General features: G+C 74.0%; 15 protein-coding genes. 11 read left to right on the top strand and 4 right to left on the bottom strand.

What is annotated here, in order from left to right:
* Nucleotides 1-260: 260 nt before the first annotated feature.
* Nucleotides 261-1,871, bottom strand: coding sequence for a DUF5691 domain-containing protein (locus IE182_RS19625; protein ID WP_190111180.1), 1,611 nt, complete (start codon nt 1,869-1,871; stop codon nt 261-263).
* Between the two features lie 82 nt (nt 1,872-1,953).
* The gene (locus tag IE182_RS19620) at nt 1,954-3,354 is read right to left on the bottom strand and encodes an SWIM zinc finger family protein (RefSeq protein WP_190111179.1); all 1,401 of its coding nucleotides are present in this window, start codon (nt 3,352-3,354) and stop codon (nt 1,954-1,956) included.
* A 127-nt stretch (nt 3,355-3,481) separates the two neighbouring features.
* Between IE182_RS19620 and IE182_RS19615 the strand changes: the two genes are divergently transcribed.
* From IE182_RS19615 to IE182_RS19590, 6 genes are all read left to right on the top strand, one after another.
* Entirely contained in the window at nt 3,482-4,582 is a 1,101-nt protein-coding gene (locus IE182_RS19615; protein ID WP_229844950.1) for an ATP-binding protein, read from the top strand.
* Nucleotides 4,579-6,927 carry a DUF5682 family protein gene (locus tag IE182_RS19610; protein ID WP_190111178.1) on the top strand — a complete coding sequence of 783 codons (2,349 nt, stop codon included), beginning with the start codon at nt 4,579-4,581 and terminating at the stop codon, nt 6,925-6,927. Before IE182_RS19615 ends, IE182_RS19610 begins: the two co-directional genes overlap by 4 nt.
* Nucleotides 6,924-8,102: a VWA domain-containing protein gene (locus IE182_RS19605; protein WP_190111177.1), complete on the top strand. Its 1,179-nt coding sequence runs from the start codon at nt 6,924-6,926 to the stop codon at nt 8,100-8,102. The genes IE182_RS19610 and IE182_RS19605 overlap by 4 nt, the downstream gene beginning before the upstream one ends.
* Before the next feature lie 241 nt (nt 8,103-8,343).
* On the top strand, nt 8,344-9,522 hold the full coding sequence (gene sucC, locus IE182_RS19600; protein ID WP_190111176.1) for an ADP-forming succinate--CoA ligase subunit beta: 1,179 nt from the start codon (nt 8,344-8,346) through the stop codon (nt 9,520-9,522).
* 20 nt (nt 9,523-9,542) lie between these two features.
* A complete protein-coding gene (gene sucD / locus IE182_RS19595) occupies nt 9,543-10,427 on the top strand; it encodes a succinate--CoA ligase subunit alpha (protein WP_190111175.1) in 885 nt (294 codons plus the stop codon).
* Nucleotides 10,428-10,706: 279 nt separating this feature from the next.
* A complete protein-coding gene (locus IE182_RS19590) occupies nt 10,707-12,671 on the top strand; it encodes a cell division protein PerM (RefSeq protein ID WP_190111174.1) in 1,965 nt (654 codons plus the stop codon).
* A gap of 45 nt (nt 12,672-12,716) precedes the next feature.
* Here the strand turns inward: IE182_RS19590 and IE182_RS19585 are convergent, their stop codons facing one another.
* Complete coding sequence (locus tag IE182_RS19585) at nt 12,717-13,496, bottom strand: hypothetical protein (RefSeq protein ID WP_190111173.1); 780 nt, start codon at nt 13,494-13,496, stop codon at nt 12,717-12,719.
* 257 nt (nt 13,497-13,753) lie between these two features.
* Between IE182_RS19585 and purN the strand changes: the two genes are divergently transcribed.
* Nucleotides 13,754-14,371: a phosphoribosylglycinamide formyltransferase gene (purN, locus tag IE182_RS19580; protein WP_190111172.1), complete on the top strand. Its 618-nt coding sequence runs from the start codon at nt 13,754-13,756 to the stop codon at nt 14,369-14,371.
* A 26-nt stretch (nt 14,372-14,397) separates the two neighbouring features.
* Nucleotides 14,398-15,945, top strand: coding sequence for a bifunctional phosphoribosylaminoimidazolecarboxamide formyltransferase/IMP cyclohydrolase (gene purH, locus IE182_RS19575; RefSeq protein WP_190111253.1), 1,548 nt, complete (start codon nt 14,398-14,400; stop codon nt 15,943-15,945).
* 96 nt (nt 15,946-16,041) lie between these two features.
* On the opposite strand, the gene IE182_RS19570 is transcribed toward purH, so the two are convergent.
* Complete coding sequence (locus IE182_RS19570; protein WP_190111171.1) at nt 16,042-16,689, bottom strand: RDD family protein; 648 nt, start codon at nt 16,687-16,689, stop codon at nt 16,042-16,044.
* 217 nt (nt 16,690-16,906) lie between these two features.
* On the opposite strand from IE182_RS19570, the gene IE182_RS19565 reads away from it, so the two are divergent.
* The 3 genes from IE182_RS19565 to IE182_RS19555 all read left to right on the top strand — a co-directional run bounded on the left by IE182_RS19565 (nt 16,907) and on the right by IE182_RS19555 (nt 19,576).
* On the top strand, nt 16,907-17,776 hold the full coding sequence (locus IE182_RS19565; protein WP_190111170.1) for a bifunctional methylenetetrahydrofolate dehydrogenase/methenyltetrahydrofolate cyclohydrolase: 870 nt from the start codon (nt 16,907-16,909) through the stop codon (nt 17,774-17,776).
* Complete coding sequence (locus tag IE182_RS19560; protein WP_190111169.1) at nt 17,766-18,233, top strand: DUF3017 domain-containing protein; 468 nt, start codon at nt 17,766-17,768, stop codon at nt 18,231-18,233. The genes IE182_RS19565 and IE182_RS19560 overlap by 11 nt, the downstream gene beginning before the upstream one ends.
* Nucleotides 18,234-18,355: 122 nt before the next feature.
* Nucleotides 18,356-19,576 carry an NADP-dependent isocitrate dehydrogenase gene (locus tag IE182_RS19555; protein ID WP_190111168.1) on the top strand — a complete coding sequence of 407 codons (1,221 nt, stop codon included), beginning with the start codon at nt 18,356-18,358 and terminating at the stop codon, nt 19,574-19,576.
* Nucleotides 19,577-19,723 lie beyond the last annotated feature (147 nt).

The raw sequence follows: 19,723 nt of genomic DNA, 5'->3' as shown, positions 1-19,723 counted from the left end.
GTGGCGGCGGGGCGTTGCGCCCGTCCGCGGTGGCGGCGACAGGACTCGCCCCCGCCCCCCGGCACGGCAGACGTCGCTCCCGCGGCCGCGGCGACTGCGCGCGCCCCCACCCCGATGGCTCAGCGGCTGCCGCCGCCCCGCCCGCGGTGGCGTCCACCGCGCGCCGGTGGCGGCGACAGGACTCGCCCCGCCCCCCGGCTCGGCAGACGTCGCTGCCGCACCCGTAGTGGCGCACCGCTCGCCGGGCGGTGGCCGCGGGGCTACCGGGCGGTCTTCTCGGGCGCGCCCTCGGCGAGTTCCCTCTGCATCGTGGCGCGTAGGCGCAGGGTGCCTATCAGACGTTGGAACGCCTCCGTCCAGTAGTCGGACGCCACCGCCGGCCCGCCCGGAGCAGTGGTCAGGACGCTCAGGCGGTCGGCCTGGGCCGGGTTCAGGCAGCGTTCTGCCAGGCCCATGACGCCGCTGAAGCTCCAGGGGTAGCCGCCCGCGTCGCGGGCGCTGTCCAGGGCGTCCACCACCGCCGCGCCCAGCGGCTCCGCCCACGGCACCGCGCACACGCCCAGCAGCCGGAACGCCTCCGACAAACCGTGGACCGCGATGAACTCGGCCACCCACGCCGCCCGCTCCCCGGCCGGCAGGGCCGAGAGCAGCCTGGCCGGGTCCAGCCAGGACGAGCCCTGCGGCGCGGGCGGGTGGGCCGCGGGCCCCAGCAGCGCCCGTGACCACTCGGCATTTCCCTGCCGGACGGCGGCGCGGCACCACGCGGCGTGCAGGTCCGCCTGCCAGCCGTCGGCGACCGGCAGTGCCACGGCCTCCGCCGCCCCGCCCACCCCCAGCCGCTCGCACCAGATCTCCAGCGGGGCCGCCTCCACCAACTGGCTCAGCCACCACGACCGCTCACCCCGCCCCGACGGCGGCTTGGCCACGACGCCGTCCCGCTCCATCCCCCCGTCGCACTCGGGCGGCGCCTCCACCACGATGCGCGGGCCGCCGTCCGTGGTGCGGTCCAGGGCGACGCAGGCCCGGGCCCGGGCGGCCATCCGGGCCGCGAGCGCAGAACCGGGCAGCGTGGTCAGCAGCTCGGCAGCAGCGGAACGGACGTTGCGGCTCCGGTCCGACAGGGCCTGCTCCAGGAACGGCTCGTCGGCGGGGGAGAGCTGCTCGCGCAGGACGTCCAGGAACATCAGCCGGTCCTCCGCCCGCTCCTTCCCCCAGGTCGAGCCCAGCAGCTCGCGCCCCGCCGCCGGGTCCCGCCGCCGCAGGGCCGCGAGCACGGCCACCCGCTCCGCGAACAACCCCTCCTCCCAGACGTGCCGCCCCTCCGCCCCGGCGACAACGCCGCTCGCGGCGAGCGCCGCACCACCGGCCGCGTCACCGCGCAGCGCGTACTTCCACTGCGGGTTGAGCCGGGCCAGCCACAGGGCCCGGGGCCCGCCCAGGGCCAGCGCCTCCGGCCGCAGGTCGCTCCGGGCCCGGGCGGCCTCCAGCAGCGCGGGCAGCAGTGCCTCCGGGGCCCTGAACCCGTGCCCGTTGGCCGCGGCCAGCCACTGCGGCAACAGCTCGGTGAGGTCGGGCGCTGCGCCGCCCCGGCGCCCCCCGCCGCCGGCGCCGGCCCGGTCGGCGAGCAGCCGCTCCAGCCGCAGCCGCGCGGCGGCGGGCAGCGGCGGCCGCCCGTCCTCCGGCGCGGGCTCGGGCCGCGCTCTCGCCGCGACCGGCAGCAGAGCCGCCCGCCGCTGCACGGTCCGCACCGCGGCGGCGTCCAGCAGCGCCCCGGCGGGCTCCTGCCCCGGCTCCCGGACGCCCACGGGCACGGCACGCCGCTCGGTACCGAGCAGCGCGGTGGTGACGAGATCGTTCCAAGTGGTGGTCATGTGCCTGCTCCTCGCTGCGGGACCGTCGCTGAAGAAGGGGGAGGGGAGGGGGAGGGAGAAGGGGGGGACGGCCGGTAGGTGCTCAGAGCGCCACCGCGTCCGGTGCCCACGCCGCCAGCGGCGTGAAGCCCCGGTGGCCGCACTCCCCGAAGACCCGCACCGGGCCATCGCCGGATATCGCCGCGAGCCGCCACAACCCCGCACTGTCCCCCTCGCACCGGGGGTCGACGGGAAGCGCCGACGGGCCGTCCGCGTCGGCCACTTGCCAGCCGCGGCCGTCCGCGCCCGGGACCGGCGCCACCGCGGACAGCACCACCGGCCACGCCTCCAGCCAGGGGTCGTCCCGCAGGGCCTCGCCGTAGGTGCGCAGCGCCGCCGTCGTGTCCCCGCCCGGGGGCGGTTCCGGACAGGGTGCCGGGGCGCCGTGCCGGGTGCCCAGCACCGCGCGCAGCGGCCGCGCGGACGGGTGGAAGACGAGATCGGCGTCCACGGCCAGCCCCACCGGCAGGGACAGCTCGGGCGCACGGCCGGCCGCGCCGTAGGAGAGGAGAAGAGCCATGCGGCCCGTGCTCCGGCCGTGGAGCCAGATGCGGCGGGTGATCAGACGGCCGTCGTCACTGTCACGCTGGGCCAGGACGAGCCAGTGGTCCCGCACGGGCGGGGCGGAGGCCAGCAGCGCCGCTGCGTCCGAGGTGATGCCGACGCGGGCCCGGACCGTCGCGGCCAGCGGCTCCGGAAGCCGGTCGACGCGCAGAAAGCCCTGGTTGAGCGTGTGCAGCAGGGCGCACTCCTCCAGCAGTCTGGAGGCCCACTCCATGCCGGCCCCCGAGCCGGCCGCAGCCGCCAACTCCCGTACGTGCGCTGCCAGACCCGGCGCCTGGGCGTCGACCATGCGGGCCGCCGTCTCGTCCCACTGTCCGTAGCCCGCGCCCTCGACGGCCGCGAGCCCGCCCCGCAGCAGGTCGGCCAGCCGCTGCTCCAACTCCGTTGCGCCCGCGGCGATCCGCTGCGCCCGGCGCTCCGCGCGGCGCCGGGCCGCCTCCGCATTGGCCGGCGCCCGCTCCGCAGAGGCGGGCGCGCCGCCCGGCGCCCGCTCCGCGCGCTGACGTCGCCGCTCCAGCCACTGCCCCGCCCAGCCGGGCGGCGCCCCGGCGGCGGACGGCACGGCAGCCTCGCCATCCGCCCACAACAGCAGCAGGCCCAGGGCGTGCTTGCACGGGAACTTGCGGCTCGGGCAACTGCAGTGGAAGGCGGGGCCGTCCTGCCCCGCCAGGTCCACGACCGTGCGGTACGGCGTGCTGCCGCTGCCCTTGCACTCCCCCCACACCGAGCCCGCGCCCCCGTCCGCGCGGCCGCCCCCGTCCGTGCCCGCGCCCGACCACGGGCCGGGTGTCGCGAGCTTGGTCCCCGCCTTGCGTGATGCGGCGTCAGGAGCCAGTGCGAGCACCTGCTCCGCCGTCCAGCGTTCCCCCTGCGCATTCATGGTCCCGAAGGTAGGGGCACCCACTGACAATCGGCCTGACCAGCGCTTTTGCTCCGCCGGGGCCGATTGTCAGTGGTGTGGTGCAGGGTTTGTCGCGTAGCCCGGAAGCGCACGACGAGGGGGACTTGTGACCGTGCCCGGAATTGAGACCGAAGCCCTGCGACCGCATGCGGAGGACGCCTTCGCCGAGGAGCTGAAGGCCCTCGCGGCGGCCGACGACCGCCCCAGGCCGGCCCGTTGGCGCCTGTCGCCGTGGGCGGTCGCCACCTACCTGCTCGGCGGCACGCTGCCCGACGGCACCGTGATCACACCTAAGTACGTCGGCCCGCGCAGAGTCGTCGAGGTCGCCGTCACCACGCTCGCCACCGACCGCGCCCTGCTCCTGCTCGGCGTGCCCGGTACGGCCAAGACATGGGTGTCCGAGCACCTGGCCGCGGCCGTCAGCGGCGACTCCACCCTGCTTGTGCAGGGCACGGCCGGCACCGCCGAGGAAGCCATCCGCTACGGCTGGAACTACGCCCGGCTCCTCGCCCACGGCCCCAGCCGCGAGGCGCTCGTGCCGAGCCCCGTCATGCGGGCCATGGCCGAGGGCATGACGGCGCGCGTCGAGGAGCTCACCCGCATCCCCGCCGACGTACAGGACACCCTCATCACCGTCCTGTCCGAGAAGACCCTGCCCATCCCCGAGCTGGGGGAGGAGGTGCAGGCCGTCCGCGGGTTCAACCTGATCGCCACCGCCAACGACCGCGACCGCGGCGTCAACGAGCTCTCCAGCGCGCTGCGCCGCCGTTTCAACACGGTCGTGCTGCCCCTGCCCGCCACGGCCGACGCCGAGGTCGGCATCGTCGCCCGCCGCGTCGACCAGCTCGGCCGCTCCCTCGACCTGCCCGCCTCGCCCGACGGCATCGACGAGATCCGCCGCGTCGTCACCGTCTTCCGCGAGCTGCGCGACGGGCTCACCACCGACGGCCGCACGAAGCTCAAGTCGCCCTCGGGCACGCTCTCGACCGCCGAGGCGATCTCCGTCGTCACCGGCGGGCTGGCCCTGGCCGCCCACTTCGGCGACGGAGTGCTGCGCGCCGGGGACGTGGCCGCCGGAATCCTCGGCGCCGTCGTCCGCGACCCGGCGCAGGACCGCGTCATCTGGCAGGAGTACCTGGAGACCGTCGTCCGTGAGCGCGACGGCTGGAAGGACTTCTACCGCGCCTGCCGCGAGGTGTCGGCATGAGCGGGCCGGCCGGCCCGGCGCTGCTGGGGGTGCGCCACCACGGGCCGGGCTCCGCGCGGGCCGTGGTGGCGGCGCTCGACCAGTGCCGGCCCGGGGCCGTGCTCATCGAGGGCCCGCCCGAGGCGGACGCGCTGGTCCACCTCGCCGCCGAGGAGGGGATGCGCCCGCCGGTGGCCCTGCTCGCACACGTCTCCGACGACCCCGGGCGCGCCGCGTTCTGGCCGTTCGCCGCGTTCTCGCCGGAATGGGCAGCCCTGCGCTGGGCGCTGACCCACGACGTGCCGGTGCGCTTCATCGACCTGCCGGCGGCCCATTCGCTCGCGGCGGGCGGCCCCGGCGGGCAGCAGCAGGAACAGGAGCAGGCTCAGGAGCCGGGCCCCGGCGATCCGCGCCCGGCACCGCGCCTGGACCCCCTCGCCGCCCTGGCCGGCGCGGCCGGGTACGACGACCCCGAGCGGTGGTGGGAGGACGTCGTCGAGCACTCCCGCGACGGCGGCCCCGCGGGCGGCGACGCGCTCGCTCCCTTCCGGGCCATCGCCGAGGCCATGGCGGAGCTGCGGACCGCCTACGGCGACGACGACAGTGACGGGAGCAGCGGAGACGCCGGCCGCGACACCGTGCGCGAGGCGCACATGCGGCTCAAACTGCGGGAAGCCCGCCGGGAGTTCGGTGACGACATCGCCGTCGTCTGCGGCGCCTGGCACGTCCCCGCCCTCGCCGAGAAGCGGACCGTGACCGCCGACCGGCAGCTGCTGAAGGGACTGCCCAAGGTCAAGGCGGAGACGGTCTGGGTGCCGTGGACGCACCGCCGGCTCTCGCGCCACAGCGGCTACGGCGCCGGCATCACCTCGCCCGGCTGGTACGGGCACCTCTTCCACGCCCCCGACCGGCCCGTCGAGCGGTGGATGACCACCGTCGCGCGCCTGCTGCGCGAAGAGGACCACCCCGTCTCCTCCGCGCACGTCATCGAGGCCGTACGGCTCGCCGACACCCTCGCCGCGCTGCGCGGCCGCCCGCTCGCCGGGCTCACCGAGACCACCGACGCGATCCGCGCGGTGATGTGCGAGGGCTCGGACGTCCCCCTCGCGCTCGTCCGGGACCGGCTCGTGATCGGCGACGTGCTCGGCAAGGTCCCCGACTCCGCGCCCGCCTCACCCCTGCAGCGCGACCTGACCCGCCTCCAGCGCACCCTGCGCCTCAAGCCCGAAGCAGCCGGCCGGGACTGGGAGTTCGACCTGCGCAAGGACACCGACGCGGCCCGCAGCCGGCTGCTGCACCGGCTGCGGCTGCTCGGCGTCGGCTGGGGCGAGCCGGTCCGCTCGCGCGGCGGCCTCGGGACGTTCCGCGAGACCTGGCGGCTGTGCTGGGAGCCCGAGCTGGCCGTGCGCCTGGCCGAGGCGGCGGTGTGGGGCACGACCGTGGAGAGCGCCGCCACCGCCAGGGCCCAGTCCCTGGCCCACGAGGCGAAGGCCCTCGCCGACGTCACCACCCTGGCCGAGCTGTGCCTGCTCGCCGGGCTGGGGGAGGCCCTGCCCGTCGTCATGCGGGCCCTGTCCGAGCGCGCCGCCCTCGACACGGACGTCGGGCACCTGGCGCAGGCCCTGCCCGCCCTCGTCCGTTCCCTGCGCTACGGCGACGTGCGCCGCACGGACGCCACCGCGCTCGGCGAGGTGGCCGCAGGGCTGGCCGAGCGCGTCTTCGTCGGCCTGCCCGCCGCCTGCTCGGGCCTCGACGCCGACGCCGCCGCCCGGATGCGGGAGCACGTCGACGCCGTCCACCAGGCCGTCGGCCTCCTGGCGGGGCCCGGAGTGCCGGGCGAGTCCGGCATGCGCGAGCGGTGGGCGGCCGTGCTCACGGTGCTCGCCGGGCGGGACGGGCTGCCCGGCGGCATCCGCGGCCGGGCCGCGCGGCTGCTGCTCGACGACGGCGGGCTCGCCGAGGGCGAGGCCGCCCGCCTCATGGGCCTCGCCCTGTCCGCCGGCGCCGCACCGGCCGACGCGGCCGCATGGATCGAAGGGTTCCTCGGCAGCGGCGGCTCCCTGCTGATCCACGACCCACGTCTCTTCACCCTCGTCGACGACTGGCTCACCGGCGTCCCGCCGGACGCCTTCACGGGCGTGCTGCCGCTGCTGCGCCGCACCTTCTCCGCGTTCGAGGCGGGGGTCCGCCGGGCCCTCGGCGAGCAGGTGCGCCGCGGCCCGGCGGACGAGGAGGCGGGCCGGGCCGCCGAGGAGAAGGGGATACCCGGCTTCGGCGCCGCCCTCGACGAGGAGCGGGCCGAGGCCGTACTGCCGACCATGCGCCTGCTGCTGGGCACGACACCGACGGGAGGAACGGGACGATGAACACGGCACCCGCCACACGGGCGACCGGGGCCGGCGAGCGGCTGCGGCGCTGGCGGCTCGTCCTCGGGGGCGAGGGCGGCGACGGCACGGGGTGCGCGCTCGCGGGCACCGACGCCGCCATGGACCGGACGCTGGAAGCGCTCTACGGCTCCCGGCCCGGCACCGGCCGGGAACGGGGCGGCGGCCCGCGCGAGGGCGGGCTCGGCGGCTCCGCGCCGCGGGTCGCGCGCTGGCTGGGGGACATCCGCACGTACTTCCCGGCATCCGTCGTTCAGGTGATGCAGCGCGACGCCATCGACCGGCTCGGGCTGTCCGCCCTGCTGCTGGAGCCGGAGATGCTGGAGGCCGTCGAGGCGGACGTCCACCTCGTCGGCACCCTGCTCTCGCTCAACCGGGCCATGCCCGAGACGACGAAGGAAACGGCCCGCGCCGTCGTGCGCAAGGTCGTCCAGGACCTGGAGAAGCGCCTGGCGACCCGCACCCGCGCCACGCTCTCCGGCGCCCTCGACCGCTCCGCGCGCGTCGGCCGCCCCCGCCACCACGACATCGACTGGGACCGCACCATCCGGGCCAACCTGAAGAACTACCTGCCCGAGTACCGCACGGTCGTCCCGGAGCGCCTCATCGGCTACGGCCGCGCCGCGCAGTCGGTGAGGAAAGAGGTGATCCTCTGCATCGACCAGTCGGGCTCGATGGCCGCCTCCGTCGTCTACGCCTCCGTCTTCGGCGCGGTCCTCGCCTCGATGCGGGCCCTCGACACCCGCCTCGTCGTCTTCGACACCTCCGTCGTGGACCTCACCGAGCAGCTGACCGACCCCGTGGACGTGCTGTTCGGCACCCAGCTCGGCGGCGGCACGGACATCAACCGCGCGCTCGCCTACTGCCAGTCGCGGATCACCCGGCCGGCGGAGACCGTCGTCGTCCTCATCAGTGATCTCTACGAGGGCGGCATCCGTGACGAGATGCTCAAGCGGGTGGCGGCGATGAAGGCGTCCGGTGTCCAGTTCGTCACCCTGCTGGCGCTCTCCGACGAGGGGGCTCCCGCCTACGACGGCGATCACGCGGCGGCGCTGGCGGCCCTGGGCGCCCCGGCCTTCGCCTGTACGCCGGACCTCTTCCCCGACGTCATGGCCGCGGCCCTGGAGAAGCGCCCGCTCCCCATACCGGAGGCGTGAGGCGGCCATCAGGTATACCCCTGGACGTGCGGCCGCCGCCGCGATCTGTGAGCGTAATCACGGCCAGAGTGTGACCTGTGATTTAGGGAGCCCCCGCCCTCGGGGATAACCTGCGAGACGGACATGCCGCGTCAACGGTGAACGTGTGCCGCCCTCGTAAAAGATCGCGTCGTCACGCTGCCCCGCGGCACGCCCGCGCAGACAACGAACCGCGATATCCATGGAAAAGGGACGGACGCGCGTGGACCTGTTCGAGTACCAGGCGAGGGACCTCTTCGCCAAGCACGGTGTACCGGTGCTGGCCGGTGAAGTCATCGACACGCCTGAGGCGGCGCGCGAGGCCACTGAGCGTCTGGGCGGCCGTTCGGTCGTCAAGGCTCAGGTGAAGGTCGGCGGCCGCGGCAAGGCCGGCGGCGTGAAGCTGGCCGCCACCCCGGACGAGGCCGTCGCCCGCGCGACGGACATCCTCGGCATGGACATCAAGGGCCACACGGTCCACAAGGTGATGATCGCCGAGACCGCTCCGGAGATCCTCGAGGAGTACTACGTCTCGTACCTCCTCGACCGCACCAACCGCACCTTCCTGGCCATGGCCTCGGTCGCGGGCGGCATGGACATCGAGGAGGTCGCCGCGACGACCCCCGAGAAGCTCGCCAAGGTGCCGGTCGACGCCAACGAGGGCGTCACCATCGAGAAGGCCCGCGAGATCGTCGCCCAGGCGAAGTTCCCGGCCGAGGTCGCCGAGAAGGTCGCCGAGGTCATGGTGACCCTGTGGAAGACCTTCGTCGCCGAGGACGCGCTCCTCGTCGAGGTCAACCCGCTGGCCAAGGTCGCCAACGGCGACGTCATCGCCCTCGACGGCAAGGTGTCCCTGGACGCCAACGCCGAGTTCCGCCAGCCGGAGCACGAGGCGCTTGAGGACAAGGCCGCGGCCAACCCCCTTGAGGCGGCCGCCAAGGCCAAGGGCCTGAACTACGTCAAGCTCGACGGCCAGGTCGGCATCATCGGCAACGGCGCGGGTCTGGTCATGTCGACCCTCGACGTCGTCGCCTACGCCGGTGAGAACCACGGTGGCGTCAAGCCCGCCAACTTCCTCGACATCGGTGGCGGCGCCTCCGCCGAGGTCATGGCCAACGGCCTTGAGATCATCCTCGGCGACCCGGACGTCAAGTCCGTCTTCGTCAACGTCTTCGGTGGCATCACCGCGTGCGACGAGGTCGCCAAGGGCATCGTCCAGGCTCTTGAGCTGCTCAAGAACAAGGGCGAGGACGTCACCAAGCCGCTGGTCGTGCGCCTCGACGGCAACAACGCGGAGCTGGGTCGCAAGATCCTGTCCGACGCCAACCACCCGCTCGTGCAGCGCGTGGACACCATGGACGGCGCGGCCGACAAGGCCGCCGAGCTGGCTGCGGCTAAGTAAAGGACGAGGACTCCACAACCATGGCTATCTTCCTCACCAAGGACAGCAAGGTCATCGTCCAGGGGATGACCGGTGCCACGGGCATGAAGCACACCAAGCTCATGCTGGGTGACGGCACCAACATCGTCGGCGGCGTGAACCCGCGCAAGGCCGGCACCGAGGTCGACTTCGACGGCACGGCCGTCCCGGTCTTCGGCTCCGTCGCCGAGGCGATGGAGAAGACCGGTGCCGACGTCACCGTCGTCTTCGTCCCGCCGGCCTTCGCCAAGGCCGCCGTGGTCGAGGCGATCGACGCCGAGATCGGCCTGGCCGTCGTGATCACCGAGGGCATCGCCGTCCACGACTCGGCCGCCTTCTGGGCGTACGCCAAGTCCAAGGGCAACAAGACCCGCATCATCGGCCCGAACTGCCCCGGTCTCATCACCCCGGGCCAGTCCAACGCCGGCATCATCCCGGGCGACATCACCAAGCCCGGCCGCATCGGTCTCGTGTCGAAGTCCGGCACGCTGACCTACCAGATGATGTACGAGCTCCGTGACATCGGCTTCTCCTCCGCCGTCGGCATCGGTGGCGACCCGGTCATCGGCACCACGCACATCGACGCGCTCGCCGCGTTCGAGGCCGACCCCGACACCGACCTGATCGTCATGATCGGTGAGATCGGTGGCGACGCCGAGGAGCGTGCCGCGGACTTCATCAAGGCCAACGTCACCAAGCCGGTCGTCGGCTACGTGGCCGGCTTCACCGCGCCCGAGGGCAAGACCATGGGTCACGCCGGTGCGATCGTGTCCGGTTCCTCCGGCACCGCGCAGGCGAAGAAGGAGGCCCTTGAGGCCGCGGGCGTGAAGGTCGGCAAGACCCCGTCCGAGACGGCTCTCCTCGCGCGCGCCGCGCTGGCCGGCTGACGACGACGTCGCCACCGGCGTTCCGGCCGCCTGGTCTCCGGCCCTAGGGCCGGGACCCGCGCGTGACCGGCCTTCGGGTCGGTGCGGCTCCGGCCTTCGGGCCGGGCGTCACTCTTCAGGCCGTGGGCCCGTCCTCCGAGAGGGGGACGGGCCCACGGCCGTCTGCACGACATGGCGGTTTCATGAAACGGTCATAGGCGTATTCCTTGCCATACAAGCGACACGACGGTCATTTGCCAGCTACCGGACGGAAAGCCGTGTTATTGGCAGCATGGCCCCGTGAGCCAATACGCCGATCACGGACCGTCGTCGCCGCCGTGCCCCCGGTCCGCCGTGACCGGGCCGTCGTCCGCGGCGTCCACCGTGTTCTTCGGCGGGATGCTGGCCGCCGGGCTGGGGATCGGGGCCATCTCCATGGTCGTCCTGGCCCTGTGGATCACTTCGCCGTACCCCGACAACGGCCCCGCCGGTGCGCTGCGCATCGCCGCCGACCTGTGGCTGCTGGCCCATGGCGCCTCGCTCGTACGGACCGAGACGCTCTCGGGCGGGCCCGCGCCGCTCGGGCTGACGCCGCTGCTGCTGTCGGTCGTGCCCTGCACCCTGCTCTACCGCGCGGCCCGGCACGCACTCGAACCCCCCGAGAGCGCGGCCCCGGACGAGCCCGGGCCGCTGCCCCGCGTCGCCTTCACCGCCATGCTCGGCGGCTACCTGCTGGTGGGCCTCGCCGCGGCGCTGTACGCGTGGTCGGGGCCGGTGCGGGTCGCGCCGCTCAGTGCGCTGGTGCACCTGCCGCTGGTCGCCGGCGCCTTCACCGCCGCCGGGGTCTGGCGGGCCGCCGGGCGCCCGGGCTGGCACGCGTCGCCGCTGCTGTGCCGGGTGGTGCCGGGGTTCGTGCGGCGGTGGCTCACCCGCGCCCGCCTGGCCGCGGTCGTACGGACCGGGGCGCTCGCGACCGGGGTGCTGCTCGTCGGCGGGCTCCTGCTCGTGGCCGTGTCGCTGGCCGTGCGGTCGGGTGAGGCGCAGGAAGCCTTCATCCAGTTGGCGCCGCGCTGGTCGGGGCAGGTGGCGGTGGGCCTGCTGAGCGCGGCCCTGCTGCCCAATGCGGTGGTCTGGGCGGCGGCGTACGGGCTCGGGCCCGGGTTCACGGTGGGGGCGGGCAGCCTCGTCGCACCCCTGGGACTGGTGACCGCCCGGCCCGTACTGCCGCGCTTCCCGCTGCTCGCGGCACTCCCGGCGCCGGGCCAGGCCGGTCCGCTCGCGCTGGCGGGCGCGGCCGCGGTGGCCGCGGGGGCGGGGGTGGTGGTGGCCCGGGCTGCCGTGCCGAAGCGTTCGGAGTGCGGCGGGGGGCGGGTGGGGCGCCGGGAGGTCGCGGCCACCGCGTTGTTGGGGGCGGTGGTGTGCGGGGCCGCGATGGTCGTTCTGGCGTACGCGTCGGCCGGGTCGCTCGGCAACGCCGTGCTCGCCGACTTCGGCCCGAACTGCTGGCGCACGGGCGCGGCGGCCGCCGTCTGGACGGCTGCGATCGGTGTCCCGGGCGCCCTGGTGGTGCGCTGGAGGCGCGAAGCGGCAGGCGCGCGCCGTGCGGTTGTGGATGCCGAAAACGGCGGTGGGGGCGAGGGCGGCGGCGCGAGCGGCGGTGGGGGCGGCGGTGGGGGCGAGGGTGTGGCGTTGAAGGGGTGGCGGCGCGTGGGGTACGCGCTGGGGCTGGCCGTCCCGACGCCACCGTCCGCGGTGGGCCCCGAGGCGTCTGCGCCGGAACCCGGTGGGGACGACGAGGCCGGGGCCGAGCCCTCCGAACGTGATCCTGGTCCGGAAGCGGAGCAGGAGCAGTGCCCGGGCGAGCCCTCGCGTTCGTGGTGGCGGGCCCTGGCGGCCTGGTTCGGCTTCGGTGTGCGCGGGGCGGTGGCGCTCGCCCCGGAGCAGGTGGCGTACGAACCGGAGACGCTTCCCGTGCTGCCCCAGCCGAACGCGGCACCGCCGCTGGGAACGGCCTCGTCCGCCGAGGGCGCCTCGCGCGGCGAGCGGCGCCGCCGCTGGCGGCCGCGCCGGCGGAAGACGGCGCGCCGTGACAAGTCCCGCCACAAGTCGCCGCCCCTGTCCCGGGGGCCGTTCGACGCCTCGGAGGCGTGGCACGACCCGGCTGCCCGTCGGCGGCGGTGGGCGGCTCTGAAGGACTCGGGTGGCGGCCTCGTGCCGGACTTCACGCCGCAGGAGCCGGCGCCTCCGCCCGACGATCACCGCTGACGAGGGGCGGCCGGGCCGTACCGTGTTCCTGCGCTGTCGTGGCCCTCAGTCCTGCGTCCCCAGCAGCGGGCGCAGCTGCTTCGGCAGGTGGTTCTCGCAGGACTGGAGGGAGGTCTGGGTGAGGGCGTCGTCCACGCACGTGTAGTAGTCGCGGTACACCACGTGGAACGCGAACGTCGCCGCCACGATCGCCAGCGCCAGGCCGCCCGTCACCAGGCCGCTCACCGCCGCCGTCGTCTGGGGGCGGAAGCCGCCCGGCGGGGGCGGCGGGGCGGGGACGTCCGGGTCGGACGGCTTCGGCTTGGCCTTGGCGCGCAGGGAGCTGACGCCCCAGTAGACCGAGAGCGCGCCGAGGAGCAGGGCCACCTGCGGGATGCTGAAGAGGGCGAAGAAGAAGCCCCACATGCCCGCGAGCAGGGCATAGCGGGCGCGGCGCTGGGCCGGGTCCGTGGGGTCCCAGCGCAGGCCGCCGTTCGGGCCGCCCGGAGGGCCGCCGGGGCCGCCGCCCTGGCCGCCGAAGCCGCCGCTCTGCCGGCCGGGCTGCCGGCTGCTCCACTGGCTGCCCCACGCCGGAGGCTGCTCGTCGCCCTGTCCGCCGCTCTGGCCCTGCGTTCCGCCGCTCTCGCCCTGCGTTCCGGGCCCGCTGTCCTCGCCGCCCGGCTGCCGGGGCTGCCAGGGGCGGTCCGGCCGGCCCTGCGGGGGCGCGGCGAAGGGGTTGTCCCGCTGCTCGTCCGTGGGGGACGACGACGATCCGCCCTCGCGCAGCACGAGGCCCGGGGTCGTCGGCGGAAGGCGGTGAGCCGCGTGGCGGCGTCGGTCCGGCATGTGGAGTAGGTCTTCCCCTTGTGTCGTCGTCCTGCACATCGAGCCTACGGTGCCGCGCCCCGTTTCCCGCGCCGTCGCCCGGCCCGGTCCCGACGCTACCTCCCGTGCGCGCCCCCGTCCCGCGGGGGCGGTTCGGTGTGCCGGTATCGTTGCTGGCGGTCGGCGGCTTCGTAGAGTCCCCCGTATTCGGCGACCCCTCCGACTCGTACGACCATACAAACCGCGCCACCCGCCAGAACGCCAGAAAGGGCCCTGTTGTGGCTGCCCCCGCCCGCATCGTTGCGCTCGTGTCCGGTTCCGGGACGAATCTGCAGGCCCTGCTGGACGCCATCGCCGCCGACCCCGACGGCTACGGGGCCCGCATCGTGGCCGTGGGCGCCGACCGGGACGGCATCGCCGGGCTGGAGCGCGCCGAGCGCGCCGGGCTGCCGACGTTCGTGTGCCGGGTGCAGGACCACCCCACGCGCGACGCGTGGGACCGGGCCCTGGCCGAGGCGACCGCGGCGTACGAGCCGGACCTGGTGGTCTCGGCCGGCTTCATGAAAATCCTGGGCAAGGACTTCCTCGCCCGGTTCGGCGGGCGGATCGTCAATACGCACCCCGCCCTGCTCCCCAGCTTTCCCGGTGCCCACGGCGTCCGCGACGCGCTCGCGTACGGCGTGCGGGTCACCGGGTGCACCGTCCACTTCGTCGACGAGGGCGTCGACACCGGACCGATCATCGCCCAGGGCGTGGTCGAGGTCCGGGACGAGGACGACGAGGCCGCTCTCCATGAGCGGATCAAGGAAGTCGAGCGAGCGCTGCTCGTCGAAGTCGTGGGCCGCCTGGCCCGGCACGACTATCGCATTGAGGGACGAAAGGTACGGATCTCGTGACCGCCGAAGGTACGACCTCCGAAGGCATGAAGCGGCCCATCCGCCGGGCGCTGGTCAGCGTCTACGACAAGACCGGGCTGGAGGAGCTGGCCCGCGGTCTGCACGACGCGGGCGTCGAGCTGGTCTCCACCGGTTCCACGGCCGGCCGGATCGCCGCCGCCGGTGTTCCCGTGACCAAGGTCGAGGAGCTCACCGGCTTCCCCGAGTGCCTGGACGGCCGGGTGAAGACCCTGCACCCGCGCGTCCACGCCGGCATCCTCGCCGACCAGCGGCTGGAGGCGCACCGCGAGCAGCTTGAGCAGCTCGACGTCCGCCCCTTCGAGCTGGTGATCGTCAACCTCTACCCGTTCCGCGAGACCGTCGCCTCGGGCGCCTCGCCCGACGAGTGCGTCGAGCAGATCGACATCGGCGGCCCCTCGATGGTCCGCGCGGCGGCCAAGAACCACCCCTCCGTGGCCGTGATCGTCAACCCCGCCCGCTACGACGACGTGCTCAAGGCCGTCGCCGACGGCGGCTTCGACCTCGCCGCCCGCAAGCGCCTGGCTGCCGAAGCGTTCCAGCACACGGCCGCCTACGACGTGGCCGTGGCGAACTGGTTCGCGGAGGGCTACGGCGCGGACGAGAGCCCCTGGCCGGACTTCATCGGCATCTCCTACGAGCGCAAGCAGGTGCTGCGCTACGGCGAGAACCCGCACCAGCCCGCCGCGCTCTACCTCGACCCCACCGGCACGGGGCTCGCGAACGCGGAGCAGCTGCACGGCAAGGAGATGTCGTACAACAACTTCGTCGACACCGACGCCGCCCGCCGCGCCGCGTACGACCACACCGACCCCTGCGTCGCGATCATCAAGCACGCCAACCCCTGCGGCATCGCGACCGGTGCCGACGTCGCCGAGGCGCACCGCAAGGCGCACGCGTGCGACCCGCTGTCCGCGTTCGGCGGCGTGATCGCCGTCAACAGCCCGGTGTCGGTGGCCATGGCCGAGCAGGTCGCCGAGATCTTCACCGAGGTCATCGTCGCGCCGGCCTACGAGGACGGCGCCGTCGAGGTGCTGGCCCGCAAGAAGAACATCCGTGTGCTGCGCTGCGCCGACGCCCCCGCGGCGCACGGCGAGTCCCGGCCCATCGAGGGCGGTCTGCTGGTCCAGGCCAAGGACCGTCTCCAGGCCGAGGGCGACGACCCGGCCAACTGGACGCTCGCCACGGGCGAGGCGCTGTCCGCCGAGGAGCTCGCCGAGCTGGCCTTCGCCTGGAAGGCGTGCCGCGCGGTGAAGTCCAACGCGATCCTGCTCGCCAAGGACGGCGCGACCGTCGGCGTCGGCATGGGCCAGGTCAACCGCGTCGACTCCGCCAAGCTCGCCGTCCAGCGCGCGGGCGAGGAGCGCGCCCGGGGCGCGTACGCCGCCTCCGACGCGTTCTTCCCCTTCCCCGACGGGCTGGAGGTGCTGACCGCCGCCGGCATCAAGGCCGTGGCCCAGCCCGGCGGTTCGGTCCGGGACGAGCAGGTGGTGGAGGCCGCCAAGGCGGCCGGCGTGACGATGTACTTCACCGGCACGCGCCACTTCTTCCACTGAGACCCACTGGGACCCACTGAGATTCCGCTGAGATTCCACTGAGACGGGTGGAGGCCGCACCCGGCGCCCGGGTGCGGCCTCCACCTCCGTGGACGCTCAGCGCGTCCGGATGACGACCGTTCCGATGATCTTGTCGGCGAACGTCTGCTTCTTCTCGTCCCACAGCGGCCACAGGTAGCCCAGGTAGAGGAAGCTGTCGACGATGTGGCAGAGGTTGCGGACGAACGTCATCCAGAAGCCGATCGGCAGGCCGTCGCGCTCGCGCAGGACGCTGATGCCCATCGCCTTCTTGCCGGGCGTCTGACCGGTCTTGCCCTGGCGGTAGAGCATCCAGAAGCCGATGAACATCGCGACCAGGAACGAGAGGCCGATCACGACCATGCCCGGGACGGCCGCGGCGGAGTCGTGCGTGCAGATCTCGAAGCCGGACGCCGTGGTCGTGCACTCCTCGCTGGCGTCGACGGCGGCGAAGATCATGACCGCGCCGGCGACCATGCCGATGAGCGGCACGAGCGCGCCGATCAGCGTGTCCAGCAGGGTCGCACCCACGCGAGAGCCCCAGCCGGCCAGCGGCGGGAGCTGCGGTGCGGCGCCGTAGGGGGCCTGCCCGTAGCCGTAGCCCGGGGTGTGGGCGGGACCCGGCCCGTAGCCGTACGGCTGCTGCTGTTGCGGGAACGGAGGGTACGCCCCGCCCGGCTGCTGGGGATAGGGCGGGTACTGGCCGGGCGGCTGCGGGTGGGTCACCTGGGCGTCCTTAGAGCGGTGGCGGAAAACGTACGGGGGACGGCCGTGGCGTCCGCCACGGCGGCGGTCATCGTAGGCATACGGTCGTACCGCCGCTCCGCCCGTGCTCGCCTGTGCCCGCCCGTGCCCGCCCGGACCCGCGCTCGTGCCCCGCCCGACCCCCGCCCGCGCCCCACCTGAGTGGAACCCACAGCATCACATCCTGGAGGATGGACACATGACCGCCCAGATTCTCGACGGCAAGGCCACCGCGGCCGCTATCAAGTCCGAACTCACCACCCGCGTGGAGGCGCTGAAGGCCAAGGGCGTCACGCCGGGCCTCGGCACCCTCCTCGTCGGCGACGACCCCGGCAGCAAGTGGTACGTGGCCGGAAAGCACCGTGACTGCGCCGAGGTCGGCATCGGCTCGATCCAGCGCGAGCTGCCCGCCACCGCCACGCAGGAGGAGATCGAGGCGGTCGTCCGCGAGCTCAACGACAACCCCGAGTGCACCGGCTACATCGTCCAACTTCCGCTCCCCAAGGGCATCGACACCAACCGCGTCCTGGAGCTGATGGACCCGGCCAAGGACGCCGACGGCCTGCACCCGATGAGCCTGGGCCGCCTGGTGCTGAACGAGACCGGCCCGCTGCCCTGCACCCCGAACGGCATCATCGAGCTGCTGCGCCGGCACGACGTGGAGCTGGGCGGCGCGCACGTGGTGGTCGTCGGCCGCGGCATCACGGTGGGCCGTTCGATCGGTCTGCTGCTCACCCGTAAGACGGAGAACGCGACGGTCACCCTCTGCCACACCGGCACCCGTGACCTGTCGGCCAGGCTGCGCGAGGCGGACATCATCGTCGCCGCGGCGGGCGTCGGCCACCTGATCAAGCCCGAGGACGTCAAGCCGGGCGCGGCGGTCCTGGACGTCGGCGTCAGCCGGGACGGCGAGGGCAAGATCATGGGCGATGTGGACCCGGCCGTCGCCAAGGTCGCGGGCTGGGTCTCCCCCAACCCCGGGGGCGTCGGCCCGATGACCCGCGCGCTGCTGCTGGTCAACGTCGTGGAGGCCGCCGAGCGTGCCGCCGGGGGCGGCCATGCGGGCTGAGCGGGACGAGCCGGGCAACGGCTCCGCCGACGCCCCCCGGCCCGCCCGCGCGGGCGGGCCGGGGGGCGCCCGCTTCTCGCGCCGCCCGCCGCGGCTGACCCGGGACACCGCCCGCCCCGAGGGGGGCGGCCGCGCCGCGGCCGGCGACGCCCCGGCGCCCGCGCGCCAGTGGCCGCTGCTGGCCGTGCTGGGCGTGACGGGCCTGGGCCTGCTGGTCGTGGCGTTCGACGCGTTCCGGGTGGGGGCGCTCCTGATCGGGCTGGCCATGATCGGCGGAGCGGTGCTGCGCTGGATGCTGCCCGACGTGGGCATGCTGGCGGTGCGCTCGCGCTTCACCGACATGTTCACCTACGGCGGGATGGGCGTGGCGATCGTGCTGCTCGCCCTGATGGCCCAACCGCACGCCTGGCTGAAGATCCCTTTCCTGGACGACGTGCTGCACTTCACCGTCCGGTAGCGCAAGGTGTCTGTCGAGGGGCCGTCCACGGCGCCGGCCCCGCAGACGTCGCGACGTCGGGATGCTCGGCCAGTGTCTTGATGTCGAGACACCCCTGCTGCGCGAGAGGGACGTTCCGGCTCATGACCAAGATCAAGGTGGCCCGTCCCGTCGTCGAGCTCGACGGCGACGAGATGACCCGCATCATCTGGCAGTTCATCAAGGACCGGCTGATCCTGCCCTACCTCGACATCGACCTGAAGTACTTCGACCTGGGCATCGAGCACCGCGACGCGACCGGCGACCAGGTGACCGTCGACGCGGCCCACGCCATCCAGGAGCACGGGGTCGGCGTCAAGTGCGCCACCATCACCCCGGACGAGGCACGGGTCGAGGAGTTCGGCCTCAAGGCGATGTACCGCTCGCCCAACGGCACGATCCGCAACATCCTCGGCGGCGTGATCTTCCGCGAGCCGATCATCATGAAGAATGTGCCGCGCCTGGTCCCGGGCTGGACCGAGCCGGTCGTCGTCGGCCGCCACGCCTTCGGCGACCAGTACCGCGCGACCGAGCTGAGGGTCCCGGGCGAGGGCACCCTCACCATGACCTTCACTCCGAAGGACGGCTCCGAACCGGTCGAGCTGGAGGTCTACGACTTCCCCGGCGCCGGCGTCGCACTGGCGATGTACAACCTCGACGAGTCCATCCGCGGCTTCGCCCGCGCCTCGTTCCGCTACGGCCTCTCCCGCGGCTACCCGGTCTACCTGTCCACCAAGAACACGATCCTCAAGAAGTACGACGGGCGCTTCAAGGACGTCTTCCAGGAGGTCTTCGACGCCGAGTTCAGGGCCGACTTCGACGCCAAGGGGCTGACCTACGAGCACCGGCTGATCGACGACATGGTCGCCGCGGCGCTGAAGTGGTCGGGCGGCTACGTCTGGGCCTGCAAGAACTACGACGGCGACGTGCAGTCCGACATCGTCGCCCAGGGCTTCGGCTCGCTGGGGCTGATGACCTCCGTCCTGATGTCGCCGGACGGCCGTACCGTCGAGGCCGAGGCCGCCCACGGCACGGTCACCCGCCACTACCGGCAGCACCAGGCGGGCCGGCCCACCTCGACCAACCCGATCGCCTCCGTCTTCGCCTGGACGCGGGCGCTGGCCCACCGCGGCACCCTGGACGGCACCCCGGAGGTCACCGGCTTCGCACAGACCCTGGAGAGGGTCTGCGTCGAGACGGTCGAGAGCGGCAGGATGACCAAGGACCTGGCCACCCTCGTCTCACCCGGACAGCCCTGGCTCACCACCGAGCAGTTCCTGGCGGCCCTCGACGAGACCCTGCGCCACAAGCTCGCGGCCGCCTGAGCCGTACGACCGTCACGACCGTCGCGGGTGCGCCGGGTGTGGCGCGCGTCAAACGTGCGCCACACGGGTAGGTAGACGGATGGAGGCGAGCCGGCGACCAGTCCTCCACCCCCGTGGGAGGACGGGCCGCCGCTCACGTTTGATGAT

It is taken from the genome of Streptomyces cinnamoneus (assembly GCF_014650495.1).
Taxonomy (GTDB): domain Bacteria; phylum Actinomycetota; class Actinomycetes; order Streptomycetales; family Streptomycetaceae; genus Streptomyces; species Streptomyces cinnamoneus.
Note: the sequence above shows the minus strand (reverse complement) of the source record. Positions and strands in the feature narration are given on the sequence as shown.